The following is a 21,451-nucleotide window of genomic DNA, read 5'->3' as shown; positions in this document are numbered from 1 at the left end:
AGGCGATTCAACTGTCCGACAGAGGGATATCATAGCGGCCCTGCAGGTCTTGCGGGCGCAGTTTAATGCCATTGTATTGGCCCGTCAGGTGTTCGTAGCCGGTGCGGTAACCCGGCTGCGGGGCAGTCTGCCCCAGCGACTGGCCCCACGGCGCAGCCTGGCTGCCTGCGTCGTCGAAACTGACACGGTGGATCAGGTTGCCGGACTTCTTGGTTTTCTCGCCGCCGAACGCGGCAAAGGAGCCGTCCGCAGCCTGCACTCCGGCAGTGGCGCTGAGCATGGTTAAGGCCAACAGCAGCTGTTTGATCGCAGTCATGGGGTTACCTCTACGCATTTGGCTATGGGTGCCAGACTACGCAGGCGCCCCTGAACTCCCCCTGAACGGGCTCTGAACCGCACCTGAACCGTTGCGGGCTATCCACTGACGTGCCAACTGAAGCAAAATACCGCCCATGACGCCCCTACCCGCTTGCTGCACCCCGCTCGATGCACATTGGCCCCTACCCGAACCCTTGCCGGATACGGTGTTTCTCAGCACCCGCTTCGACCCCACCTTATTAAAGGCCGGCGACTTCCAGCGCAGCGCCGTGCCGCCACCGGCTAGCATCCAGCGCTCGGTGGCCAAGCGCCAGGCCGAGTTCCTTGCCGGCCGGCTGTGTGCGCGTACGGCGTTGCAACAACTGGATCAGCTCGATTGCGTCCCGGCCATCGGCGAAGACCGTGCGCCGGTGTGGCCAGGGCATATCAGCGGCTCCATCACCCACAGCACCGGACATGCCGCCGCCATCGTCGGGTACAAGGCGCAATGGCGTGGGCTGGGGATGGACCTGGAGAACCTGCTGAGCCTGGAGCGGGCCGAGCGCCTGGCCGGGGAAATTCTCACCGCCGATGAACTGCAACGCATGGCCGCCCTGCCGCGTGAGCAGATCGCCCGGTTGGTGACGCTGACGTTCTCGCTCAAGGAAAGCCTGTTCAAGGCGCTCTACCCGATTGTGCAGCAGCGTTTCTACTTTGAGCATGCCGAGGTGCTGGAGTGGTCCGAAGCCGGCCATGTGCGCTTGCGCCTGCTGACGGACCTGTCGGCCGAGTGGTGCCACGGCAAGGTATTGGAGGGGCAGTATGCGGTGGATGGGGATCAGTTATTGAGCCTGGTGGCTATCGGCGCTTGATAGGGCGCTATCGGGAGCAAGCCCCCTCCCACAGGAGATCGCGGTTTCAGGATTTCTCCTGATCCCTGGGCCAACTCAGACTGAAGCATGCCCCGCCCAGGTTGTTGCTCTTGCTGATCAAGGCGCGCCCGCCGTGCCAATAGATGATCCGCCGTACGATCGATAAACCCAGGCCGTGCCCACCCGAGGCCCGGGTGCGACTGTCATCCAGGCGCAGAAAGGGTGTGAAGATCCGCTCCCATGCACTTTCCGGCACGCCCGGGCCGTCATCTTCCACATCGATACGGCAGCGCACCTGCCCCACCTGATAGCTGATCAACACTCGGCCCTGAGCATGGCGCATGGCATTGCTCACCAGGTTCTGCAAAGCCCGATGCAGGTAACGCGGTTCGGCGTCGACCCAAGCGTCGTCCCAATGCGCCGAGGACAGGCAGGCCCCCCGACTCACGCTGATCTGCGGGCGCAGTGGCGACAATTCGCCGATGACCTGATCGAGCAACGCGCTGAGGTCGATCCGCTGGAAACTCAGTTGCGGCGCACCTTGCTCCAGGCGTGCATAGGTGAGCATTTCGTCCACCAGGCCATCGAGGTCCTGGATATCACTGTCCATTCCGTCCACGTACTTGCGCCGCGCCTCGGGGGTGGCGGCGTCACCGATCATCTCCAGGCCAAAGCGCAGGCGCGCCACCGGGGTACGTAGTTCGTGGGACACCGCGCGCACCAGTTCGCGCTGGATCGCCAGCAACTGCTGCAGATGCTCGGCCATGCCATTGAAGGCTGCCGCCAGACGCCCGACCGAGTCCGCCCCGCGGGCCGGCACACGCACCTCCAGGCTGCCTTTGGCAATACGCGTGGCCGCCGCTTCCAGCCCGCGCAGGCGCTGCTCGAGCTGGCGCACCAGGAAATACACGATCAAGCCGATCAGGGTCAGGCTGACCAACGCGATCAGGATCAGCCACTGCGCCGGGTAAGGGTTCATTTGATACAGCGGGCCGAGTTCCAGGACCCATGGCGTACCGACCATACCGGCGAACACGCGAATCGAATCACCGCCTTTACCCAGCGCCATCACCGTATCGCCTTCCGACACACGACGGCGCTGATCCTCATCCATATCAGCCTGATCGAGGGTCATCAGGTGCATTTCGAAGCCAAAGCCCTTGGCTTCCTTTAGGTCGGCCAAACGCTGCGGCTGCTCCGCCACCGGGTAACGCACCAGTTCATCGGCCAACAGGTAGATCGTTGCACGCGCCAGCTGCTCGCTGATCTGCTGCACTTCGCCGGTCAGCACCAACGACTCTTTCTCACTGACCAAACGCAGTACCCGCGCGGCATGCGGCCCGGTCTGCTGCACCAGGACCTGGCCGCGTTGCAGGCGATTGCGCTGGGCAAGGTCCAGCTGCGCATCGCTGAGGCTGCGCAGTTCCAGGGGGATGCCCAACAAACGCTCCCACACCGCCAGGGCACGCTGACGCTCGATGGCGCTCATGGGTTGCAGGTTGTCCCCCATCAACGCGAAGGTGCCGTGGGCCAGGCGCTCGCGGTATTGCCCGCTGCGCACCTCGTTGAGCAGGTGCAGCGCCAGCACGCTCAGCAGCGCCACCAGAATCAGCGCCGCACACATGCCGCCGTAGATGCGCAGGAAGATCGAGTTCACAGCGGCATATCGGCAGCGGCTTCGGGGACGAACAGGTAGCCTTTGCTGCGGATGGTCTTGATCAGCCGTGGGTGGATCGGGTCGTCGCCTATTTTCGGGCGAATACGCGAGATACGCACATCAATGGAGCGGTCCTGGCCGTCGTAGCCGATGCCGCGCAGGGCAATGAAGATTTCTTCGCGGGACAAGATACGCCCGGCATTCGCCACCAGCAGCCATAAAAGGTCGAACTCGGCACTGGTCAGTTCGATGCCGCCGTCATGCAGCCAGGCTTCGCGCAGGGCGTTGTCCACGACCAAGGGACCAAACTGCAAGCGACGCTGGTTCTCCACAACGCCGGCTTCCGTCGGCTCGCTGCGCCGCAGCAGGGCTTGAATGCGCGCCAGCAGCAAGCGTGGGCGCACGGGTTTGCACACATAGTCATCCGCCCCCAAGTCCAGTCCCTGCACCTGATCCATGTCATCGGTACGGGCGGTCAGCATCAGGATCACCCCGTCGTAGCGCGCACGCACCTTGCGACAGATACTCAAGCCGTCTTCGCCGGGCAGCATCAAGTCGAGGATCACCAGGTCCGGCTGTTCGTCGATAATACGCGCCGCAGCCCGGGCGCCATGGCCCTCCACCGACACCTGCAGGCCGTTGCTCTGCAGGTAATCACGGGTCAACTCGGCCAATCGCTCGTCGTCCTCGACAATCAGTATTTGCCAGGCCTCTTGCTCCACGGGTGATCCTCGTCGCGATAGAGAGTCGTTATGACAATGCGGCCGGATAGGGGAGCAAGCGTGTCTATCTCCCACATGCTTCTCTCACATGCTTCTCCCACATGCTGATCTTCGCCGGCCACACCTTATTTGTAATGTTCAGAGGGCATAACAGAGGCCGATTGTAGCCACGGGCCTGCCCTTGCGCACAAGCCCGGAAATCCACTCGGTGATCGCATTTTTTTGTGATAGGGTTCGCGCCCTTCGAAAAAGGCTCGGTTGTTTTGCACCCGAAACATTTAATGACAAACGGTGCAATCCAGCAGTAACGCGGCCTACACGGGCATTCGACCTTTCTTACACATTTTACTCACAACCTTATCCACAGGTTACTCCGTTGCTAACCCCTCAAAAACGCATTATCTTGTACCTCGAGGACAAACGAGACCCTACATGTAGGGTTTTCGAGCAAAGTGCCTAACCACACAAGTGGCTCGAAACTCAAGCGCTTTATTTGTTAGCGCGACGTGGAACCAACAGATTTTCAGTAGACCAAACCGCTCACGCGGATGGCATCTGTTCTCCATCCCCGACATGGAAAACGGTACGGGTGTTGCAGGAAAAGCCTGGCACTCGCAATCAAATATAGAACGTGGAGACAACCCCCCATGCAAACCGACACAACTCGCGAGAACCCGCAAGGCTCCGTGCCGCAGGCCGCTGATTCAAACCTGGATCTGTCCGCCACTGCACCCGGCCAACTGCGTGTGATCAAGCGTAACGGCACTGTCGTTCCTTACACCGATGACAAAATCACCGTCGCCATCACCAAAGCGTTTCTTGCAGTTGAAGGCGGCACCGCTGCTGCCTCGTCGCGCATCCACGATACCGTTGCCCGCCTGACCGAACAGGTCACCGCGACTTTCAAACGTCGCATGCCTTCGGGCGGCACCATCCACATCGAAGAAATCCAGGACCAGGTCGAGCTGGCCCTGATGCGTGCCGGCGAGCAGAAAGTCGCTCGCGACTACGTGATCTACCGTGACTCGCGCGCCAAGGAACGTGCCGTGCGCTCCCCCGCTGAAGAAGCTGCGGTGCAAGCTCACCCGTCGATCCGCATCACCCTGGCCGACGGTTCGTTTGCACCGTTGGACCTGGGCCGCCTGAACACCATCATCACCGAAGCCTGTGAAGGCCTGGAAGAAGTCGACGGCGACCTGATCCAGCGTGAAACCCTGAAGAACCTGTACGACGGCGTGGCCCTGACCGACGTCAACACCGCCCTGGTGATGACCGCCCGTACCCTGGTCGAGCGTGAGCCGAACTACTCGTTCGTGACCGCGCGCCTGCTGATGGACACCCTGCGCGCCGAAGGCCTGGGCTTCCTGGGCGTGGCCGACAGCGCCACCCACCACGAGATGGCCGACCTGTACGCCAAGGCCCTGCCGGCCTACATCGCCAAGGGTATCGAATTCGAATTGCTGAACCCGGTCCTGGCCTCCTTCGACCTGGAAAAACTCGGCAAGGCGATCAATCACGAGCGTGACCAGCAGTTCACCTACCTGGGCCTGCAAACCCTGTACGACCGTTACTTCATCCACAAGGACGGTGTGCGCTTCGAACTGCCGCAAGTGTTCTTCATGCGCGTGGCCATGGGCCTGGCGATCGAAGAGAAGCACAAAGAAGACCGTGCGATCGAGTTCTACAACCTGCTGTCGTCGTTCGACTACATGTCGTCAACGCCGACCCTGTTCAACGCCGGTACCCTGCGTCCACAGCTGTCCAGCTGCTACCTGACCACCGTGCCGGATGACCTGTCGGGCATCTACCACGCGATCCACGACAACGCCATGCTGTCCAAATTCGCTGGCGGCCTGGGTAACGACTGGACGCCGGTGCGCGCACTGGGTTCGTACATCAAGGGCACCAACGGCAAGTCCCAGGGCGTTGTACCGTTCCTGAAAGTCGTGAACGACACCGCCGTCGCGGTCAACCAGGGTGGCAAGCGCAAAGGCGCTGTGTGTGCCTACCTGGAAACCTGGCACATGGACATTGAAGAGTTCATCGAGCTGCGCAAGAACACCGGTGATGACCGTCGTCGTACCCACGACATGAACACGGCCAACTGGATCCCTGACCTGTTCATGAAGCGCGTCTTCGATGACGGCAAATGGACCCTGTTCTCGCCATCCGAAGTACCGGACCTGCACGACCTGACCGGCAAAGCCTTCGAAGAGCGCTACGAGTACTACGAAGCCCTCACCGAGTACCCAGGCAAGGTCAAGCTGTTCAAGACCATCCAGGCCAAAGACCTGTGGCGCAAAATGCTGTCGATGCTGTTCGAAACCGGCCACCCATGGCTGACGTTCAAGGACCCATGCAACCTGCGCAGCCCGCAACAGCACGTCGGCGTGGTCCACAGCTCGAACCTGTGCACCGAGATCACCTTGAACACCAACAAGGACGAGATCGCCGTTTGCAACCTGGGCTCGATCAACCTGCCGAACCACATCGTCAACGGCAAGCTGGACACCGCCAAACTGGAACGTACCGTCAACACTGCCGTTCGCATGCTCGATAACGTTATCGACATCAACTACTACTCGGTACCACAGGCGCAGAACTCCAACTTCAAGCACCGTCCAGTGGGCCTGGGCATCATGGGCTTCCAGGACGCGCTGTACCTGCAGCACATTCCGTACGGTTCGGATGCCGCGGTCGAGTTCGCCGACAAGTCCATGGAAGCGGTCAGCTACTACGCGATCCAGGCGTCCTGCGACCTGGCCGACGAGCGCGGTGCCTACGAGACGTTCCAGGGTTCGCTGTGGTCCAAGGGCATCCTGCCGCTGGACTCGCAACAGATCCTGATCGAAGCCCGTGGCCAGAAGTACATCGACGTTGACCTGAAAGAAACCCTGGACTGGGCACCGGTACGTGCCCGTGTGCAGAAAGGCATTCGTAACTCCAACATCATGGCCATCGCACCGACCGCCACCATCGCCAACATCACCGGCGTGTCGCAGTCGATCGAACCGACCTACCAGAACCTGTATGTGAAATCGAACCTGTCGGGCGAATTCACCGTGATCAACCCGTACCTGGTTCGCGACCTCAAGGCCCGCGGCCTGTGGGACTCGGTCATGATCAACGACCTGAAGTACTACGACGGTTCCGTGCAGCAGATCGAGCGCATCCCGCAAGAACTCAAAGAGCTCTACGCGACGGCCTTCGAAGTGGACACCAAGTGGATCGTTGACGCCGCCAGCCGTCGTCAGAAGTGGATCGACCAGGCGCAGTCGCTGAACCTGTACATCGCCGGTGCATCGGGCAAGAAGCTGGACGTGACCTACCGCATGGCTTGGTACCGTGGCCTGAAAACCACTTACTACCTCCGTGCCCTGGCCGCGACCAGCACCGAGAAGTCGACCATCAACACCGGTAAGCTGAACGCTGTTTCCAGCGGTAACCACGGTGATGATTCGGTTCTCGCAGCGCCAGCCGGCCCGGCCCCCGTGCCAAAGGCTTGCGCGATCGATGAGCCGGATTGCGAAGCTTGCCAATAAGCTGAACCGGTCCCGGGCTTGAACAGCCGGGATTGAAAAACCCCCGATAGACCCTGGCTGCAATGGGGTTTATCGGGGGTTTTCTTTTCGGGGGTTTTCTTTAGTCGGACAGGCCGCTTAGAACAAGACGGTCGCCAGCCCCGACCTGGGCGCTCCACCTCGCTGCCCCCACAGCTCGATCCGGCCATTGATCACGGCCATCGAGTGACCGTTGTACTCCACCGTGCCCACCTTGCTGTTTCTCAAGTCCGAGTCAGTTGCCGGCCGGTAACGTCCTTTGAGCCCCAAACGATCCAAACCTTCCCGGCTGTCTTCCCCGTTGTTCAAGCTGTTCAATGCAGCCCGGTAACTGCGTCCGGCAGTGCCATCGTTGTTTTCCATTTGAGCCCGCTTTGCGCTCACGGCATACATGAAGTTTGCGTCGGTCATCATTTGCGGGTCATCCCCCCTGAAGCGTGCCTCTCGCGCTGCAAGTTGCAACTCGCCCTTGGACAAGTACAGCTTGAAGCCATCGCGCATGGTCACGTCATAACCGTCGCCATTTTCCTTGACCTCTTTGTACACATCGGTGGGCTTCTGGCCGTACTGCATCATCGCCGCCTTTATCGCGGAAACCGTGATGCAATTGCCGTCCGGCCCCTGACTGAACCCACTCCAGATGTTGTCCGGTTTCTTCCCCGGATTACTGTAGTCCGGCTTGTAGTTGAAATGTTTCGCCCCTTCGGTAATGGGCTTGTTGCTCATGGATTCACTGGGGCCGAAATCGCTTCTAGGCACGCCAGGACCACGACCACCACTGCCTGGCGACACCGGTGATGGGCTGGGCGGGGCGTCATCCGCATCCGGAAACCATTCCTTCAACAGTCGCTTGAGAAACTCACGAAACTGCGCGGAAGCCTCTGCGATCAGCTCGTCAATCAGCGCCTTGAATTTCTCGTCGCCCAGCTTCTCGCGCAGCGCATTGAGTTTGTCGCGCACGTCCCGGGCCGTCTGGGACTTGGAACCTTGCTCGGCGTCAAACAGCTCGTTGAGCAGCTTCTTGATCGCACCCGCTTCATCAACAGGCGCGACAGGTGGCGACGGTGCTGGCACTACACCCGGCGTGGAACCCACGCGCCCATATTCGAACCCCACTACACCTGAATTCCACATTCCCAAGCCTCTCCATTGAGTCACTGGCCTACTCAGTGGCGATTCAGGACTCAGGCGTTCCACAGCATTCCTTTACTCCTCAGCGGGCGTTTTCCCACGCAAAAAAAAGCCCCTCAAACGAGGGGCCTGTTCAGACTGCATGCCAACCCAGATGCATCAGGTCATCTGGATAATGGTTTGCATGATCGTGCTCTGGGTGGAGATGGTCTTGGCGTTCGCCTGATAGTTGCTCTGGGCCTTGATCAGGTCCACCAGCTCGTTGGTCAGGTTGACGTTGGAGCTCTCCAGGGATTTGGATACGATCGAACCCAGGGTACCGGCTTGCGGGTTGTCATAACCCGGCTGGCCCGAGGCGAAGGTCTCTTTCCAGGTGGTGCTGCCGGCCGGCTGCAGGCCTTGCTCGTTGTTGAAGCTGGCCAAGGAGAGCTGGCCGATCGCCTTGCTCTGCTGGTTGCTGAATGTTGCGAACAGCACGCCGCTACCATCAATGTTCAAGCCGGTAATCTGGCCGGTGGCGTAACCATCGGTGACCGGTGGGTTACGGTAGGTGGCCGAGTTGTACTGGGTGATGTTAGCCATGTTGATGGCGATACCGGTCGGGTTGGCCGTCGCGCCGTTTGGCGTCCACACACCATTGGTCACTGTACCTGGGGTCCAGTTGGCAATGGTCAGCGTAGTGCTGGACGCGCCACCAGTAACGATCCCGGTGAGTTTGCCTGCGCCGTCAAAGCTCAAGGTCGAAGCAACCGGCGGTGTGGAGCCCGTGCCCGTCGGCGCCGTACCATCGGGGTTGCGGCCATCGATTAGGGTGTAGGAATTCCAGGTATTGCCACCGGTCTTGACCAGGTACTGCACCATCGAATGTGAGTTGCCCTGATTATCATACAAGGTGGTGTTGTATTGGGTCGTGAAGGTTTCGGACTTGGTGGGATCGAACGGTGTGGCCGTCTGGTCGATCACCGGCGACGATGAGTTCAGGTTGCTTTGGGAGTCCACTTTGGTGGAGGCCTTGGGCGGCAGGTTCGACAGGTTCAATTGCAAGTCGGTCAGGGCGCCCTTGATAATGTTGCCATTGGCATCCGCCGCGTAGCCTTGCAAGCGCGAGGTACCGGTGTTGTTGACGATGAAGCCGTCTTTATCCGAGTGGAAGGAACCGTTACGGGTGTATTCCAGCGACCCGTCACTGCCCTTCTGGACGAAGAAGCCGCCCCCCTGGATCGCCATATCCAACAGGCCGCCGCTGCCGACGACATCACCCTGGGTGAATTGCTGGGACACGGCTGCCAGGCTCACACCGCTGCCGACACTGTTCTGGCCAGTACCCAGCTTGGAAGCTGCGTAGATGTCGGCGAATTCTGCACGCGACGTTTTGAAGCCGGTGGTCGCAACGTTGGCGATGTTGTTACCGGTCACGTCCAGCTGTTTGTTGGCCGCATAGAGGCCGCTAAGGCCGATATTAAAAGACATGTTTCTCTCCCTCTGCCGTATTTAGCCGGCTCTATGTACCGATAGTCTGAATTTGCGACAGCTTGACGCTGCCCATGCCACCTGCAAGGTTGAGCAGCATCTCGCCGCCGGTCTTGCTCAATGTCACGCTGGTCACCGTGGCGGGCAGCGAAGTCAACAGGGCAGCAGAGTCGCCCTTGTCATTCTTGTAGGTGGCGTTGAAGGTGTAGGTGCCCGTTGGAGCGACTTCACCCTTGTCGTTCTTGCCGTCCCAGATAAAGCTGCTATTACCGGCACTCTGGGCGCCCATATCGATGGTGCGCACCACGTTCCCATCCTTGTCGGTGATCTTGACGGAGACGTTACCCGTCGCTGCCGTCACCGCCACCGAGCCGGTCATGCTCTTGCTGGTATCGACCAACGCTTTGTCGGTCTGGGTGATGATCGAGCGCCCGACCAACGACGAGGCTTGCAGCGCCTGCGACGAGCTGAAGTTGCTGGAGATCGCATTCACCGAGTCATTCAGGGTGTTGATGCCTTCCAGGCTGCTGAACTGGGCCAGTTGCGCCACGAACGCGCCGTTATCCTGGGGCGACAGCGGGTTCTGGTTTTTCAGTTGGGTCACCAGCAGTTGCATGAACGCATCCTTGCCCAGTGCCTGGTTACCCGTGGCGGCCTTGGCAGCGTTATTGAGACTGCTGTTGTCTGTCGCCGTCTTGACCTTGGTATTGAACAGGTCCTGAACCGGCGTGTTGGCTGGATTAGTGGTATCAACAATGGCCATTATTTGGCGCCCCTTATCACTGACCCAGGGTCAGGACCTTCTGCATCATGGTTTTGGCGGTGTTCATCATTTCCGCATTGGTCTGGAACGAGCGGCTGGCGGAGATCATGTCAGCCATTTCCTCGACCACGTTGACGTTGGGGTAGTACACGTAGCCCTTTTCGTTCGCAGCAGGGTGGTTGGGCTCGTAGCGGGCCTCAAGGTTGCTCTGGTCTTCGACCACACCCAACACCTGCACGCCGGAGCCTGCGGCATCCTGATTCTGGAACAGCGAATCGCTGCCGTTGCCCTGGCCACCTTGGAACATGGTGGCGAACACCGGGTGACGGGCGCGGTAGGTCTGGTCGATGCTCGAAGACACGGTCTCGGCGTTGGCGATGTTACTGGCGACGGTGTTCAAACGCGTGGTCTGCGCGCTCATGCCACTGCCGGCAATATTGAAAACACTGGACAGGGACATGGCTTACTCTCCACGCAGGGCTGACATCAGCCCTTTGAATTTACTGTTGAGCAGGGTGAAGCTGGCCTGAAAGTTCACCGAGTTCTCGGCATAGGCCGATTGCTCCAGCTGGGCGTCGACGGTGTTCTGGTCGATCGACGGTTGCATCGGCGTGCGATACAACAACGCCTCATCACCACTGCTCAGGCCCTGTGCTTCGATATGCCGGCTATTGGTCATATTCAAGGCAAAGGTGCCGTTCTTGGTCTTGTCCTGCTGCGCCGCGAGCACAGCGGAGAAATCCAGATCCCGAGCCTTGTAGTTCGGGGTGTCGGCGTTGGTAATGTTGTTGGCCAGGACTTCGGCACGCTGGGCGCGGAAGCCCAGGGCTTGTTCGTGGATACCGAGCGCTTTATCGAAGCTGATGCTCATGGCGGAAACCTTTAGGCTGACCTGCTTTTCGTATCTGGGTTATAGCAAGGCTCATGCCAATTCTTCGAAGGCCCGTATTTCAAGGGTTTGCTGGATGCTGTTAAGCGGCAATGCCAGAAAAGCGGCAATGGACTTCCGCGTGAAGCCAGTAAAGCGGCAATGCATGTTGCCGCTTTGAGGCGAAAAAATGGGAGGCCTGTGTGGGGCCTCCCATTTTTTTGTTCAAGGGTGCATCACTTCGCCTGGTAGATGATCCCAGGGCTGCATTGCACCATCTGGTAATGATCCGGCAAACCGTTCAACGCTTCTGAAGCCCCCAGGAACAGGTAGCCGCCACGCTTGAGGGTGCCGTGGATGCGCAACAGGATGTCTTTCTTCACTTCGGCCGAGAAATAGATCAGCACGTTGCGGCAAAACACCATGTCAAACTTGCCCAGACTGGCATAGCTGTCGAGCAGGTTGAACGAGCGAAACTCCACGCGATTCTTGATCGGCGCCTTGACCGCCCATCGCCCTGCCCCTTTAGGCTCAAAGTAACGCTGCAGGCGCTCCTGGGAAAGCCCACGCCCCAGAGCAAGGCTGTCGTATTCGCCGGTCTTGCAATTGGTCAGCATGGTGCCGGACAAGTCGGTGGCAACAATTTGTGCCCCCGCCTTCAGCTGGCCCATGTTGGTTCGCTCAAACTCATCGATAGACATCGAGATCGAATACGGTTCCTGCCCCGAAGAGCACGCCGCCGACCAGATGCGCAGGCGCTGGCCCGGGCTGGCCTTGATAGCCTCCGGCAGCACTTTGCTCTTGAGCACCTCAAAGGGGTAGGTGTCGCGAAACCATAGGGTCTCGTTGGTGGTCATCGCATCGACCACCATTTCCTTGAGCCCACTGCGCGGCTGTCCCTGGATGCGCTGAACCAACTCGCCCAGCGACTTGATACCCTGCTGCTCCATCAGCTTGTTGAGACGGCTGGATACCAGGTACTGCTTGTTTTCACCGAGCAATATGCCACAGGCCTTTTCCAGGAAGACCCGGAACTGTTCGAAATCCAAATTACCCGTAGACAATGATACCGCCTCTTAAATCGTGTGATCGCTAGGGAAATCCCCTAGCCGTGATCTGCAGCCTTGATCCGGTCGACTACCCGGGATGCCAGGTCATCAGGGCGGAATTTGGCCAGGAAGTCATCAGCGCCGACCTTCTTGACCATTGCCTGATTGAATACACCCGACAATGAAGTATGCAGGATGATATGCAATTTTTGCATGCGTGGATCGCTGCGTATTTCGGCCGTGAGGGTATAACCATCCATTTCCGGCATCTCGATGTCGGAAATCATCATCAAGAACTCCTCTTCCGGCTTCTTGCCCTCATCGACCAGGTTACGCAGGTAATCCAGCGCCTGGCGACCATCATTAAGAGCCACCACGTCCACGCCAACGGTTTGCAGACAACGCGTGACCTGCTTGCGAGCGACCGAGGAGTCATCCACGGTCAGTACGCGCAGGGATACCGCCTTGTGCGCGGTTTCCGCGTCGACCACGCCTACCGAGATAGACTCCGAGGTCGGCGCCACTTCGGCGAGGATCTTCTCCACGTCGATGATTTCCACCAACTGGTTATCAACCCGCGTCACCGCCGTGAGGTAGTGATCGCGCCCAGTGCCCTTGGGTGGCGGATGGATCTCTTCCCAGTTCATGTTGACGATACGTTCCACCGAGCGCACCAGGAAACCCTGGGTCTTGGTGTTGTATTCCGTGATGATCACGAACGGGCTTCCGCGGTCCTGCAAACCGGCGGAACCTGTGGCCAGTGCCAGGTCAAGAATCGGGATGGTCGCACCACGGATGTTGGCTACACCACACACCACAGGGCTGGATTTGGGCATGATCGTCAATTTGGGACACTGCAACACTTCCCGAACTTTAAACACGTTGATGCCATATAGCTGGCTGCCGTCCAGGCGAAAAAGCAACAACTCCAGGCGATTCTGCCCTACCAGCTGTGTACGCTGGTTTACTGAATCCATTACACCTGCCATGCCTGCACTCCTACGCTAAAACCTTGGGCCATACCTACAAGGCGGCGCGCGCCCTAACACGAAACGGCACGAGCTTTGCTATTTATTGGCCATGGACATTAAAACGACAGTTTCCCGACACCCCCGCCCTCGCTACCGCAGACTGCTCTGCGCCACGATGGTTTTGCTTGCCTTGACGGCAGGCGCTACGACCCGTGCCGACAACGTCACATTGCCTGATCTACTTATCGGCGTCACTCAGGGCTTTCTTGAGTTCACTGTAGAAGATTATCTGACAACCACACAAACGCCGGGACGCTACGAGATCCAAGTCAACCAGTTAGACCCTCGCCTGCGCATGCCAATGTGCGACAAGGAATTGACTGCCACCTTGGAAAGCCCTGCCCAGCCTATTGGTCGCGTCACGGTCAAAGTCCGTTGTGAAGGCGCTTCGCCCTGGACGGTGTTCGTGCCCGCTCAAGTCAAATTGTTCCGCGATGTCGTGGTGGTGACACGCCCGCTGAAGCGCACCGGCATCATCGGCTTCGAAGATGTTGCCCTGCGCGAACGTGATATCAGCCAGATCAACCAGGGCTATCTCACATCGGTGGACCAAGCCATCGGGCAGAAATTGACCCGACCAATGGTTACCGATCAAGTCATCACGCTGGTCCATCTGGAACAGGCCGAGGTGATTCGCAAGGGGGATCAGGTGGTGATTTCCGCCAGTAGCGGCGCATTGACAGTAAAAATGCCGGGGGAGGCACTGTCCAACGGCGGCATGAGCGAACAGATTCGCGTCAAGAACCTCAACTCCAACCGTGTGATCAAGGCGCAGGTGACCGCACCGGGACAAGTCGAGGTGGCGTTATAGAGTTCACTGGCATAGGACGCTGGCTTTTCCTACACTGTGGGCTGAACATCCGCGCATTCAGGTTTATTCTCAATCGCGCCTAAAGTTTATCCGGGTATGGCCGAAAACATGGCAAGCGTCCAAATACCCAGAGGTTTTTTAACATGGTCATTGATTTCAGTCGTTTGAATAACGCCCCGGCTTTGCCCGGTTCTACGCGCACCGGTGGTGCCAAGGACAGTGTAGAAGCCAAGTCCCAGCCTGCGCCTACCAAGGCAGAACCGGCCGGTGTCAGCCAGAGCGGGGAATCGGTACACCTGAGCAATGAGGCTCAACAGTTGCAGAAGGTCACTGACTCGCTGCGCGATCAACCGGTTGTCAATAAAGCCCGTGTGGCCGAGTTGAAACAGGCTATCGCCGATGGCAGCTATAAAGTCGACAGCAACCGTGTAGCCAGCAAGCTGCTTAACTTCGAAGCCGAGCGCTAGGCAAAGGCCTGCGCTGGGCTTTTGGACGCTTAAAACCCAAGGCCAGCCATGCACCACGACGAACATTTGCTCCAACTGATCATTGATGATCTGGCGCCGACGCAACATTTGCTCGAGTTGCTCAAAGAGGAATCCCTGGCCCTGTATGGCCGGGATATGCGTTTGCTGGAAGAAATCCTGGCACGCAAACAGTCGCTGATTGTGCTGCTTGAACAACACGGCAAGAAGCGCAGCGAAATTCTCATCAGCCTGGGCCTGCCGGCTGATCACGACGGCCTTGCCCAACTGGCCAGCCATTCCTCGGTCGGTGATCAACTACTGACCCAGAGTAGCGCGCTCAATCAATTGCTCGCCCAGTGCCAGGAAGCCAACCTGCTCAACGGTCAGTCGATCCAGCTTCAGCAAGCCACGACCGCCAACCAGTTGCGCATACTCCACGGCGGAGAACCTCCGGCCCTCTACAACGCCCAAGGCTCGACCTCGCGCCTGGTCAAACCAAGCACCCGCAGCCAAGCCTGACGCCGGTTCACCGCGCGCCTATCCAAGGCACGCTACATACTGGCAAAATGCCCCTTCTTGCGTGTAGTCGTATTTTGTCTGGAGATGGAAGAACCGTGTTCAACGCCCTTAATGCGGAAGATGCCCCGCAGCCACCAAAGGTCCTCACCACGCCTCTGGAAATCGCCAGTACTTTGCGAATGCTGCAGGAAAGCCATGATCCACTGATCATCACTTTCCACGAGCGCAGCCAGCGCTTTCAAAGCTACCTGGTAGACGTTGACCGGGACAGCAAGACGCTGGCCTTGGACGAAATGATTCCCCGCGATGGCGAACGCTACCTCGAGAATGGCGAGTCCTTCCGCATTGAAGGCTTTCATGAGGGTGTGCGGGTTGCCTGGGAAAGCAACGGTACGCTGGCCATCAGCGAGAAAGGTGGTCACCGCATTTACACCGGTAGCATACCTGGCGAAGTGGTCTATCATCAGCGACGCAATGCCTTCCGCGCTGCGTTGAAGCTGGCACAGCTGGTGAACATCGAGCTGGGCGGCGAAAAGCTCAAGGCCCCTATCAGTGGCAAGCTACTGGATATTTCCGCTACCGGCTGCAAGCTGCGCTTTGAAGGCGACATATCCGAGCGCCTGCAACTGGGTCAGGTGTATGACCGCTTTATCGCTGCCCTGCCCTTTGGCAGCATGAGCACGTCCGTCGAACTGCGTTATCTGCACTTCGAAGACAAGATCAATACCACTTTCGCCGGCGTGCGCTTTCATAACATGAGCGGCCTGGTGCAGCGCCAGGTAGAACGGTTTGTGTATCAGCTGCAGCGTGAAGCGAGACGCTTCGACAAGGATGATGATTTTTAAGCCTTGAAACTCGCGTCAAAAAACGGGCAGATCCTGATGGGATCTGCCCGTTTTTATATTCAGGGGCGTGCCTTGCTCAGGTCATGAGGATGATTATCCGGGTCTGGATGCTCGGGTGGAGTATCCAGTGCATCCCCCTCGGTCGGTGCTTGCGGATTAGCGTCGGCCCCAGGCTCAGCTACGGTGGTTTGCATCTGCTCCTGCACCACCGCCTCATCGACACGAGGATCGAGCGCAGCCACCAAGGGTGAACTGGACATGCTGTCGGGCATCGCTACGTGGTGCAGCGGAGCATCATCAACCTGATGCAGGTTAGTCACGGCTTTCGGACGGATACGCCAGACCAGAATCAGCGCGCACAGGCTGAAAAACGCGTACAGCATATGGCTGCCAAACAACTTCATCACCACGCCCGCCAACAGCGGCCCGACACTGGCGCCGATGCCGTAGGTCACCAGCAGCATGGCAGTCAGCGATACCCGACGGTCCCCTTCGACATGGTCATTGGAAAACGCCACGGCCAGTGGGTAAAGGCAGAACTGCACCAACGAACACAGGAAACCCGCGACAAACAGCACCTCCAATGGTACCTGGGTCAGGATCGCCAGCGGCAGAGCTGCCACCGCCAGGCACAAAGCGAAACAGCGAATCAATAATGCGCGGTCATAACGATCAGACAACCAACCCAACGGCCACTGCACCACCAAACCTGCAAAAATGCAGCACCCCATGAACACACCGACCTGTTCAGTCGTCAACCCCTGCTGGGACGCGTACAGCGGGGCCAAACCGTAAAAGGAGCCCACAATCAGCCCGGCCCCCAGCACCGTACTCAACGACTGCGGCACACGCTTGATAAAGAATCGCGGTTCCATCGGTGCCGGATGTAGCGGCGCAGGGTGAATGCGCCGGGTCATGGCCACCGGCACCAGGCACAAGGCAAAACAGACCGCTACCAACATCAACAGCTCCAGGCCAAGCTGAGGATGCAACACGAGAATCAACTGGCCTAATACCAGGCCCAGATAGGAGGCGATCATATAGCCACTGAACACTAAGCCGCGCTGCTTGGCGTCTGCCTGCTCGTTCAGCCAACTTTCGATAACCATGTACTGACACATCATCCCCAGGCCTACGATCATCCGCAGCACGATCCAGGCCGGCAACCAGTTGACCAGCCCGTGACCCAGCACGGCGGCCCCGACAATTCCGGCACAAGTGGCATACGCACGGATGTGTCCGACGCGGGCGATCAGGCGATGCCCGATCTTGCCACCCAGCACCAGGCCAAAATAGTTGGCCGCCATCAATGCCCCCACCCACAAGCTGTCAACATGGTCTGCTGCCAGGCGTAATGCCAGGTAAGTACTGAGCAGGCCGGAGCCGATCAGCATCATCAAGGAAGCGAAATAAAGGGCTCGAAAAGATTTCCAGATCTGGCGCATCGGCGTTCCGAGCGGCTCCTTGTAGTGAGGGACAGGGTTATCGGCATGATAGTCCTGGGTGACTGTGTCCGGACAGGCGATATGAGCTGTTTCCGGGGATTATTTTGCTAAACACTCAGACGCCGCATCGCAGTCTGAAAGGTACACAACGATAGCGATATATACGCGGCGCACTATCTGATCGCAGCCCAGCCGCCAAAACCTGGTGAGGTATTTGGGCTCTGTGGGTACAGCCGTAGAAGCGGCCAGCTTGCCACTTTTCGATCGCCCAAAACAAAACCCCATCTGCTTTCGCAAATGGGGTTTCGGAATTTAATCTTGACGATGACCTACTCTCACATGGGGAAACCCCACACTACCATCGGCGATGCATCGTTTCACTGCTGAGTTCGGGATGGGATCAGGTGGTTCCAATGCTCTATGGTCGTCAAGAAATTCGGGTACTGAGTCGCAGCCAGTCGGCTTCGCTTCAGCAAATTGGGTATGTAATAGAAGTCGGTGTCTTGTGAGCGTCGAACTTTCGGTTCATAGCGTCTTCACACACCGCAATCTGGCCTTTCGACTCAAATTGCTTGGGTGTTATATGGTCAAGCCTCACGGGCAATTAGTATTGGTTAGCTCAACGCCTCACAGCGCTTACACACCCAACCTATCAACGTCGTAGTCTTCGACGGCCCTTCAGGGAACTCAAGGTTCCAGTGAGATCTCATCTTGAGGCTAGTTTCCCGCTTAGATGCTTTCAGCGGTTATCTATTCCGAACATAGCTACCCGGCAATGCCACTGGCGTGACAACCGGAACACCAGAGGTTCGTCCACTCCGGTCCTCTCGTACTAGGAGCAGCCCCTCTCAAATCTCAAACGTCCACGGCAGATAGGGACCGAACTGTCTCACGACGTTCTAAACCCAGCTCGCGTACCACTTTAAATGGCGAACAGCCATACCCTTGGGACCGGCTTCAGCCCCAGGATGTGATGAGCCGACATCGAGGTGCCAAACACCGCCGTCGATATGAACTCTTGGGCGGTATCAGCCTGTTATCCCCGGAGTACCTTTTATCCGTTGAGCGATGGCCCTTCCATACAGAACCACCGGATCACTAAGACCTACTTTCGTACCTGCTCGACGTGTCTGTCTCGCAGTCAAGCGCGCTTTTGCCTTTATACTCTACGACCGATTTCCGACCGGTCTGAGCGCACCTTCGTACTCCTCCGTTACTCTTTAGGAGGAGACCGCCCCAGTCAAACTACCCACCATACACTGTCCTCGATCCGGATAACGGACCTGAGTTAGAACCTCAAAGTTGCCAGGGTGGTATTTCAAGGATGGCTCCACGCAGACTGGCGTCCACGCTTCAAAGCCTCCCACCTATCCTACACAAGCAAATTCAAAGTCCAGTGCAAAGCTATAGTAAAGGTTCACGGGGTCTTTCCGTCTAGCCGCGGATACACTGCATCTTCACAGCGATTTCAATTTCACTGAGTCTCGGGTGGAGACAGCGCCGCCATCGTTACGCCATTCGTGCAGGTCGGAACTTACCCGACAAGGAATTTCGCTACCTTAGGACCGTTATAGTTACGGCCGCCGTTTACCGGGGCTTCGATCAAGAGCTTCGCGTTAGCTAACCCCATCAATTAACCTTCCGGCACCGGGCAGGCGTCACACCCTATACGTCCACTTTCGTGTTTGCAGAGTGCTGTGTTTTTAATAAACAGTCGCAGCGGCCTGGTATCTTCGACCGGCATGGGCTTACGGAGCAAGTCCTTCACCCTCACCGGCGCACCTTCTCCCGAAGTTACGGTGCCATTTTGCCTAGTTCCTTCACCCGAGTTCTCTCAAGCGCCTTGGTATTCTCTACCCAACCACCTGTGTCGGTTTGGGGTACGGTTCCTGGTTACCTGAAGCTTAGAAGCTTTTCTTGGAAGCATGGCATCAACCACTTCGTCATCTAAAAGATGACTCGTCATCAGCTCTCGGCCTTAGAATCCCGGATTTACCTAAGATTCCAGCCTACCACCTTAAACTTGGACAACCAACGCCAAGCTGGCCTAGCCTTCTCCGTCCCTCCATCGCAATAACCAGAAGTACAGGAATATTAACCTGTTTTCCATCGACTACGCTTTTCAGCCTCGCCTTAGGGACCGACTAACCCTGCGTCGATTAACGTTGCGCAGGAAACCTTGGTCTTTCGGCGTGGGTGTTTTTCACACCCATTGTCGTTACTCATGTCAGCATTCGCACTTCTGATACCTCCAGCAAGCTTCTCAACTCACCTTCACAGGCTTACAGAACGCTCCTCTACCGCATCACTTACGTGATACCCGTAGCTTCGGTGTATGGTTTGAGCCCCGTTACATCTTCCGCGCAGGCCGACTCGACTAGTGAGCTATTACGCTTTCTTTAAAGGGTGGCTGCTTCTAAGCCAACCTCCTAGCTGTCTAAGCCTTCCCACATCGTTTCCCACTTAACCATAACTTTGGGACCTTAGCTGACGGTCTGGGTTGTTTCCCTTTTCACGACGGACGTTAGCACCCGCCGTGTGTCTCCCATGCTCGGCACTTGTAGGTATTCGGAGTTTGCATCGGTTTGGTAAGTCGGGATGACCCCCTAGCCGAAACAGTGCTCTACCCCCTACAGTGATACATGAGGCGCTACCTAAATAGCTTTCGAGGAGAACCAGCTATCTCCGAGCTTGATTAGCCTTTCACTCCGATCCACAGGTCATCCGCTAACTTTTCAACGGTAGTCGGTTCGGTCCTCCAGTTAGTGTTACCCAACCTTCAACCTGCCCATGGATAGATCGCCCGGTTTCGGGTCTATTCCCAGCGACTAGACGCCCTATTAAGACTCGCTTTCGCTACGCCTCCCCTATTCGGTTAAGCTCGCCACTGAAAATAAGTCGCTGACCCATTATACAAAAGGTACGCAGTCACAGAACAAAGTCTGCTCCCACTGCTTGTACGCATACGGTTTCAGGATCTATTTCACTCCCCTCTCCGGGGTTCTTTTCGCCTTTCCCTCACGGTACTAGTTCACTATCGGTCAGTCAGTAGTATTTAGCCTTGGAGGATGGTCCCCCCATATTCAGACAAAGTTTCTCGTGCTCCGTCCTACTCGATTTCATGACTAAGAGATTTTCGCGTACAGGGCTATCACCCACTATGGCCGCACTTTCCAGAGCGTTCCGCTAATCTCAAAGCCACTTAAGGGCTAGTCCCCGTTCGCTCGCCACTACTAAGGGAATCTCGGTTGATTTCTTTTCCTCAGGGTACTTAGATGTTTCAGTTCCCCTGGTTCGCCTCTTGCACCTATGTATTCAGTACAAGATAACCATCTTATGATGGCTGGGTTCCCCCATTCAGACATCTCCGGATCAAAGTCTGTTTGCCGACTCCCCGAAGCTTTTCGCAGGCTACCACGTCTTTCATCGCCTCTGACTGCCAAGGCATCCACCGTATGCGCTTCTTCACTTGACCATATAACCCCAAGCAATCTGGTTATACTGTGAAGACGACATTCGCCGAAAATTCGAATTTCTCAACTAAGAGAACTCACAAATTTTACCTTAGCCTGATCCGTTACCAGTGAAAGTAACGTTCAGTCTATCTTTCTATCACATACCCAAATTTTTAAAGAACGATCTAATCAAAGACTAGAAATCAACATTCACCATCACCTTGATGGAATGCTCATTTCTAAGCTTTAAACGTCAGAAGCAGTAGTGGTGGAGCCAAACGGGATCGAACCGTTGACCTCCTGCGTGCAAGGCAGGCGCTCTCCCAGCTGAGCTATGGCCCCGTATTTCTACAGGCGTTTCCCACACAAAATTGGTGGGTCTGGGCAGATTCGAACTGCCGACCTCACCCTTATCAGGGGTGCGCTCTAACCAACTGAGCTACAGACCCAATTTCGGGCTGCTTCTTATCGTCTTCTTCAATGAATCAA

Annotated in this window: 17 protein-coding genes, 2 tRNA genes and 2 rRNA genes; 6 read left to right on the top strand and 15 right to left on the bottom strand. The window is 57.4% G+C overall.

What is annotated here, in order from left to right:
* Positions 1–7: 7 nt before the first annotated feature.
* On the bottom strand, positions 8–316 hold the full coding sequence (locus MJP36_RS09280; RefSeq protein WP_060756321.1) for a hypothetical protein: 309 nt from the start codon (positions 314–316) through the stop codon (positions 8–10).
* Between the two features lie 136 nt (positions 317–452).
* On the opposite strand from MJP36_RS09280, the gene MJP36_RS09275 reads away from it, so the two are divergent.
* Positions 453–1,169 (top strand): 4'-phosphopantetheinyl transferase family protein, encoded by a 717-nt coding sequence (locus MJP36_RS09275; RefSeq protein ID WP_090369083.1) that lies wholly within the window; start codon positions 453–455, stop codon positions 1,167–1,169.
* Between the two features lie 46 nt (positions 1,170–1,215).
* On the opposite strand, the gene MJP36_RS09270 is transcribed toward MJP36_RS09275, so the two are convergent.
* Together MJP36_RS09270 and MJP36_RS09265 are read right to left on the bottom strand one after the other, a co-directional pair.
* Complete coding sequence (locus MJP36_RS09270) at positions 1,216–2,826, bottom strand: ATP-binding protein (RefSeq protein WP_244385215.1); 1,611 nt, start codon at positions 2,824–2,826, stop codon at positions 1,216–1,218.
* Complete coding sequence (locus tag MJP36_RS09265; RefSeq protein ID WP_244385214.1) at positions 2,823–3,548, bottom strand: response regulator; 726 nt, start codon at positions 3,546–3,548, stop codon at positions 2,823–2,825. The genes MJP36_RS09270 and MJP36_RS09265 overlap by 4 nt, the downstream gene beginning before the upstream one ends.
* 647 nt (positions 3,549–4,195) lie before the next feature.
* On the opposite strand from MJP36_RS09265, the gene MJP36_RS09260 reads away from it, so the two are divergent.
* Complete coding sequence (locus tag MJP36_RS09260) at positions 4,196–7,090, top strand: ribonucleoside-diphosphate reductase subunit alpha (RefSeq protein ID WP_090369079.1); 2,895 nt, start codon at positions 4,196–4,198, stop codon at positions 7,088–7,090.
* A gap of 117 nt (positions 7,091–7,207) precedes the next feature.
* On the opposite strand, the gene MJP36_RS09255 is transcribed toward MJP36_RS09260, so the two are convergent.
* From MJP36_RS09255 to MJP36_RS09225, 7 genes are all read right to left on the bottom strand, one after another.
* Complete coding sequence (locus MJP36_RS09255; protein ID WP_244385213.1) at positions 7,208–8,242, bottom strand: hypothetical protein; 1,035 nt, start codon at positions 8,240–8,242, stop codon at positions 7,208–7,210.
* A gap of 156 nt (positions 8,243–8,398) precedes the next feature.
* Complete coding sequence (gene flgE / locus MJP36_RS09250) at positions 8,399–9,709, bottom strand: flagellar hook protein FlgE (RefSeq protein ID WP_244385212.1); 1,311 nt, start codon at positions 9,707–9,709, stop codon at positions 8,399–8,401.
* Between the two features lie 31 nt (positions 9,710–9,740).
* Entirely contained in the window at positions 9,741–10,472 is a 732-nt protein-coding gene (flgD, locus tag MJP36_RS09245) for a flagellar hook assembly protein FlgD (RefSeq protein WP_060756327.1), read from the bottom strand.
* A gap of 16 nt (positions 10,473–10,488) precedes the next feature.
* On the bottom strand, positions 10,489–10,932 hold the full coding sequence (gene flgC, locus MJP36_RS09240; protein WP_060756328.1) for a flagellar basal body rod protein FlgC: 444 nt from the start codon (positions 10,930–10,932) through the stop codon (positions 10,489–10,491).
* 3 nt (positions 10,933–10,935) lie between these two features.
* A complete protein-coding gene (gene flgB, locus MJP36_RS09235) occupies positions 10,936–11,343 on the bottom strand; it encodes a flagellar basal body rod protein FlgB (RefSeq protein WP_060756329.1) in 408 nt (135 codons plus the stop codon).
* A 233-nt stretch (positions 11,344–11,576) separates the two neighbouring features.
* The gene (cheR, locus tag MJP36_RS09230) at positions 11,577–12,404 is read right to left on the bottom strand and encodes a protein-glutamate O-methyltransferase CheR (RefSeq protein WP_060756330.1); all 828 of its coding nucleotides are present in this window, start codon (positions 12,402–12,404) and stop codon (positions 11,577–11,579) included.
* A 41-nt stretch (positions 12,405–12,445) separates the two neighbouring features.
* Positions 12,446–13,378, bottom strand: a complete 933-nt coding sequence (locus MJP36_RS09225; protein WP_161549523.1) for a chemotaxis protein CheV — start codon at positions 13,376–13,378, stop codon at positions 12,446–12,448.
* A gap of 91 nt (positions 13,379–13,469) precedes the next feature.
* On the opposite strand from MJP36_RS09225, the gene flgA reads away from it, so the two are divergent.
* The 4 genes from flgA to MJP36_RS09205 all read left to right on the top strand — a co-directional run bounded on the left by flgA (position 13,470) and on the right by MJP36_RS09205 (position 16,062).
* Positions 13,470–14,231 (top strand): flagellar basal body P-ring formation chaperone FlgA, encoded by a 762-nt coding sequence (flgA, locus tag MJP36_RS09220; RefSeq protein WP_060756332.1) that lies wholly within the window; start codon positions 13,470–13,472, stop codon positions 14,229–14,231.
* Positions 14,232–14,374: 143 nt separating this feature from the next.
* Entirely contained in the window at positions 14,375–14,698 is a 324-nt protein-coding gene (gene flgM, locus MJP36_RS09215) for a flagellar biosynthesis anti-sigma factor FlgM (protein WP_090369072.1), read from the top strand.
* A gap of 48 nt (positions 14,699–14,746) precedes the next feature.
* Positions 14,747–15,217 (top strand): flagellar protein FlgN, encoded by a 471-nt coding sequence (locus tag MJP36_RS09210; protein ID WP_060756334.1) that lies wholly within the window; start codon positions 14,747–14,749, stop codon positions 15,215–15,217.
* Positions 15,218–15,312: 95 nt separating this feature from the next.
* Entirely contained in the window at positions 15,313–16,062 is a 750-nt protein-coding gene (locus MJP36_RS09205; RefSeq protein WP_205343299.1) for a flagellar brake protein, read from the top strand.
* Between the two features lie 59 nt (positions 16,063–16,121).
* Here the strand turns inward: MJP36_RS09205 and MJP36_RS09200 are convergent, their stop codons facing one another.
* The 5 genes from MJP36_RS09200 to MJP36_RS09180 all read right to left on the bottom strand — a co-directional run bounded on the left by MJP36_RS09200 (position 16,122) and on the right by MJP36_RS09180 (position 21,411).
* The gene (locus tag MJP36_RS09200) at positions 16,122–17,507 is read right to left on the bottom strand and encodes an MFS transporter (RefSeq protein WP_060756336.1); all 1,386 of its coding nucleotides are present in this window, start codon (positions 17,505–17,507) and stop codon (positions 16,122–16,124) included.
* A 316-nt stretch (positions 17,508–17,823) separates the two neighbouring features.
* Positions 17,824–17,939: ribosomal RNA gene (rrf, locus tag MJP36_RS09195) — 5S ribosomal RNA — on the bottom strand.
* Positions 17,940–18,090: 151 nt separating this feature from the next.
* Positions 18,091–20,982, bottom strand: a 23S ribosomal RNA gene (locus MJP36_RS09190).
* A 246-nt stretch (positions 20,983–21,228) separates the two neighbouring features.
* Positions 21,229–21,304, bottom strand: a tRNA-Ala gene (locus MJP36_RS09185).
* Positions 21,305–21,334: 30 nt separating this feature from the next.
* Positions 21,335–21,411: transfer RNA gene (locus MJP36_RS09180), tRNA-Ile, on the bottom strand.
* Between the last annotated feature and the right edge of the window lie 40 nt (positions 21,412–21,451).

This window comes from Pseudomonas palleroniana (assembly GCF_022836895.1).
Classification (GTDB): Bacteria; Pseudomonadota; Gammaproteobacteria; order Pseudomonadales; family Pseudomonadaceae; genus Aquipseudomonas; species Aquipseudomonas palleroniana.
Note: the sequence above shows the minus strand (reverse complement) of the source record. Positions and strands in the feature narration are given on the sequence as shown.

Coding starts and splice junctions, on each gene's coding strand:
- flgM (WP_090369072.1), top strand. CDS start 14,375: ATGGTCATTGATTTCAGTCGTTTGAATAACGCCCCGGCTTTGCCCGGT.
- flgB (WP_060756329.1), bottom strand. CDS start 11,343: ATGAGCATCAGCTTCGATAAAGCGCTCGGTATCCACGAACAAGCCCTG.
- MJP36_RS09225 (WP_161549523.1), bottom strand. CDS start 13,378: ATGGCAGGTGTAATGGATTCAGTAAACCAGCGTACACAGCTGGTAGGG.
- flgE (WP_244385212.1), bottom strand. CDS start 9,709: ATGTCTTTTAATATCGGCCTTAGCGGCCTCTATGCGGCCAACAAACAG.
- flgD (WP_060756327.1), bottom strand. CDS start 10,472: ATGGCCATTGTTGATACCACTAATCCAGCCAACACGCCGGTTCAGGAC.
- MJP36_RS09200 (WP_060756336.1), bottom strand. CDS start 17,507: ATGCGCCAGATCTGGAAATCTTTTCGAGCCCTTTATTTCGCTTCCTTG.
- flgC (WP_060756328.1), bottom strand. CDS start 10,932: ATGTCCCTGTCCAGTGTTTTCAATATTGCCGGCAGTGGCATGAGCGCG.
- MJP36_RS09210 (WP_060756334.1), top strand. CDS start 14,747: ATGCACCACGACGAACATTTGCTCCAACTGATCATTGATGATCTGGCG.
- flgA (WP_060756332.1), top strand. CDS start 13,470: ATGGACATTAAAACGACAGTTTCCCGACACCCCCGCCCTCGCTACCGC.
- MJP36_RS09280 (WP_060756321.1), bottom strand. CDS start 316: ATGACTGCGATCAAACAGCTGCTGTTGGCCTTAACCATGCTCAGCGCC.
- MJP36_RS09275 (WP_090369083.1), top strand. CDS start 453: ATGACGCCCCTACCCGCTTGCTGCACCCCGCTCGATGCACATTGGCCC.
- MJP36_RS09255 (WP_244385213.1), bottom strand. CDS start 8,242: ATGTGGAATTCAGGTGTAGTGGGGTTCGAATATGGGCGCGTGGGTTCC.
- MJP36_RS09260 (WP_090369079.1), top strand. CDS start 4,196: ATGCAAACCGACACAACTCGCGAGAACCCGCAAGGCTCCGTGCCGCAG.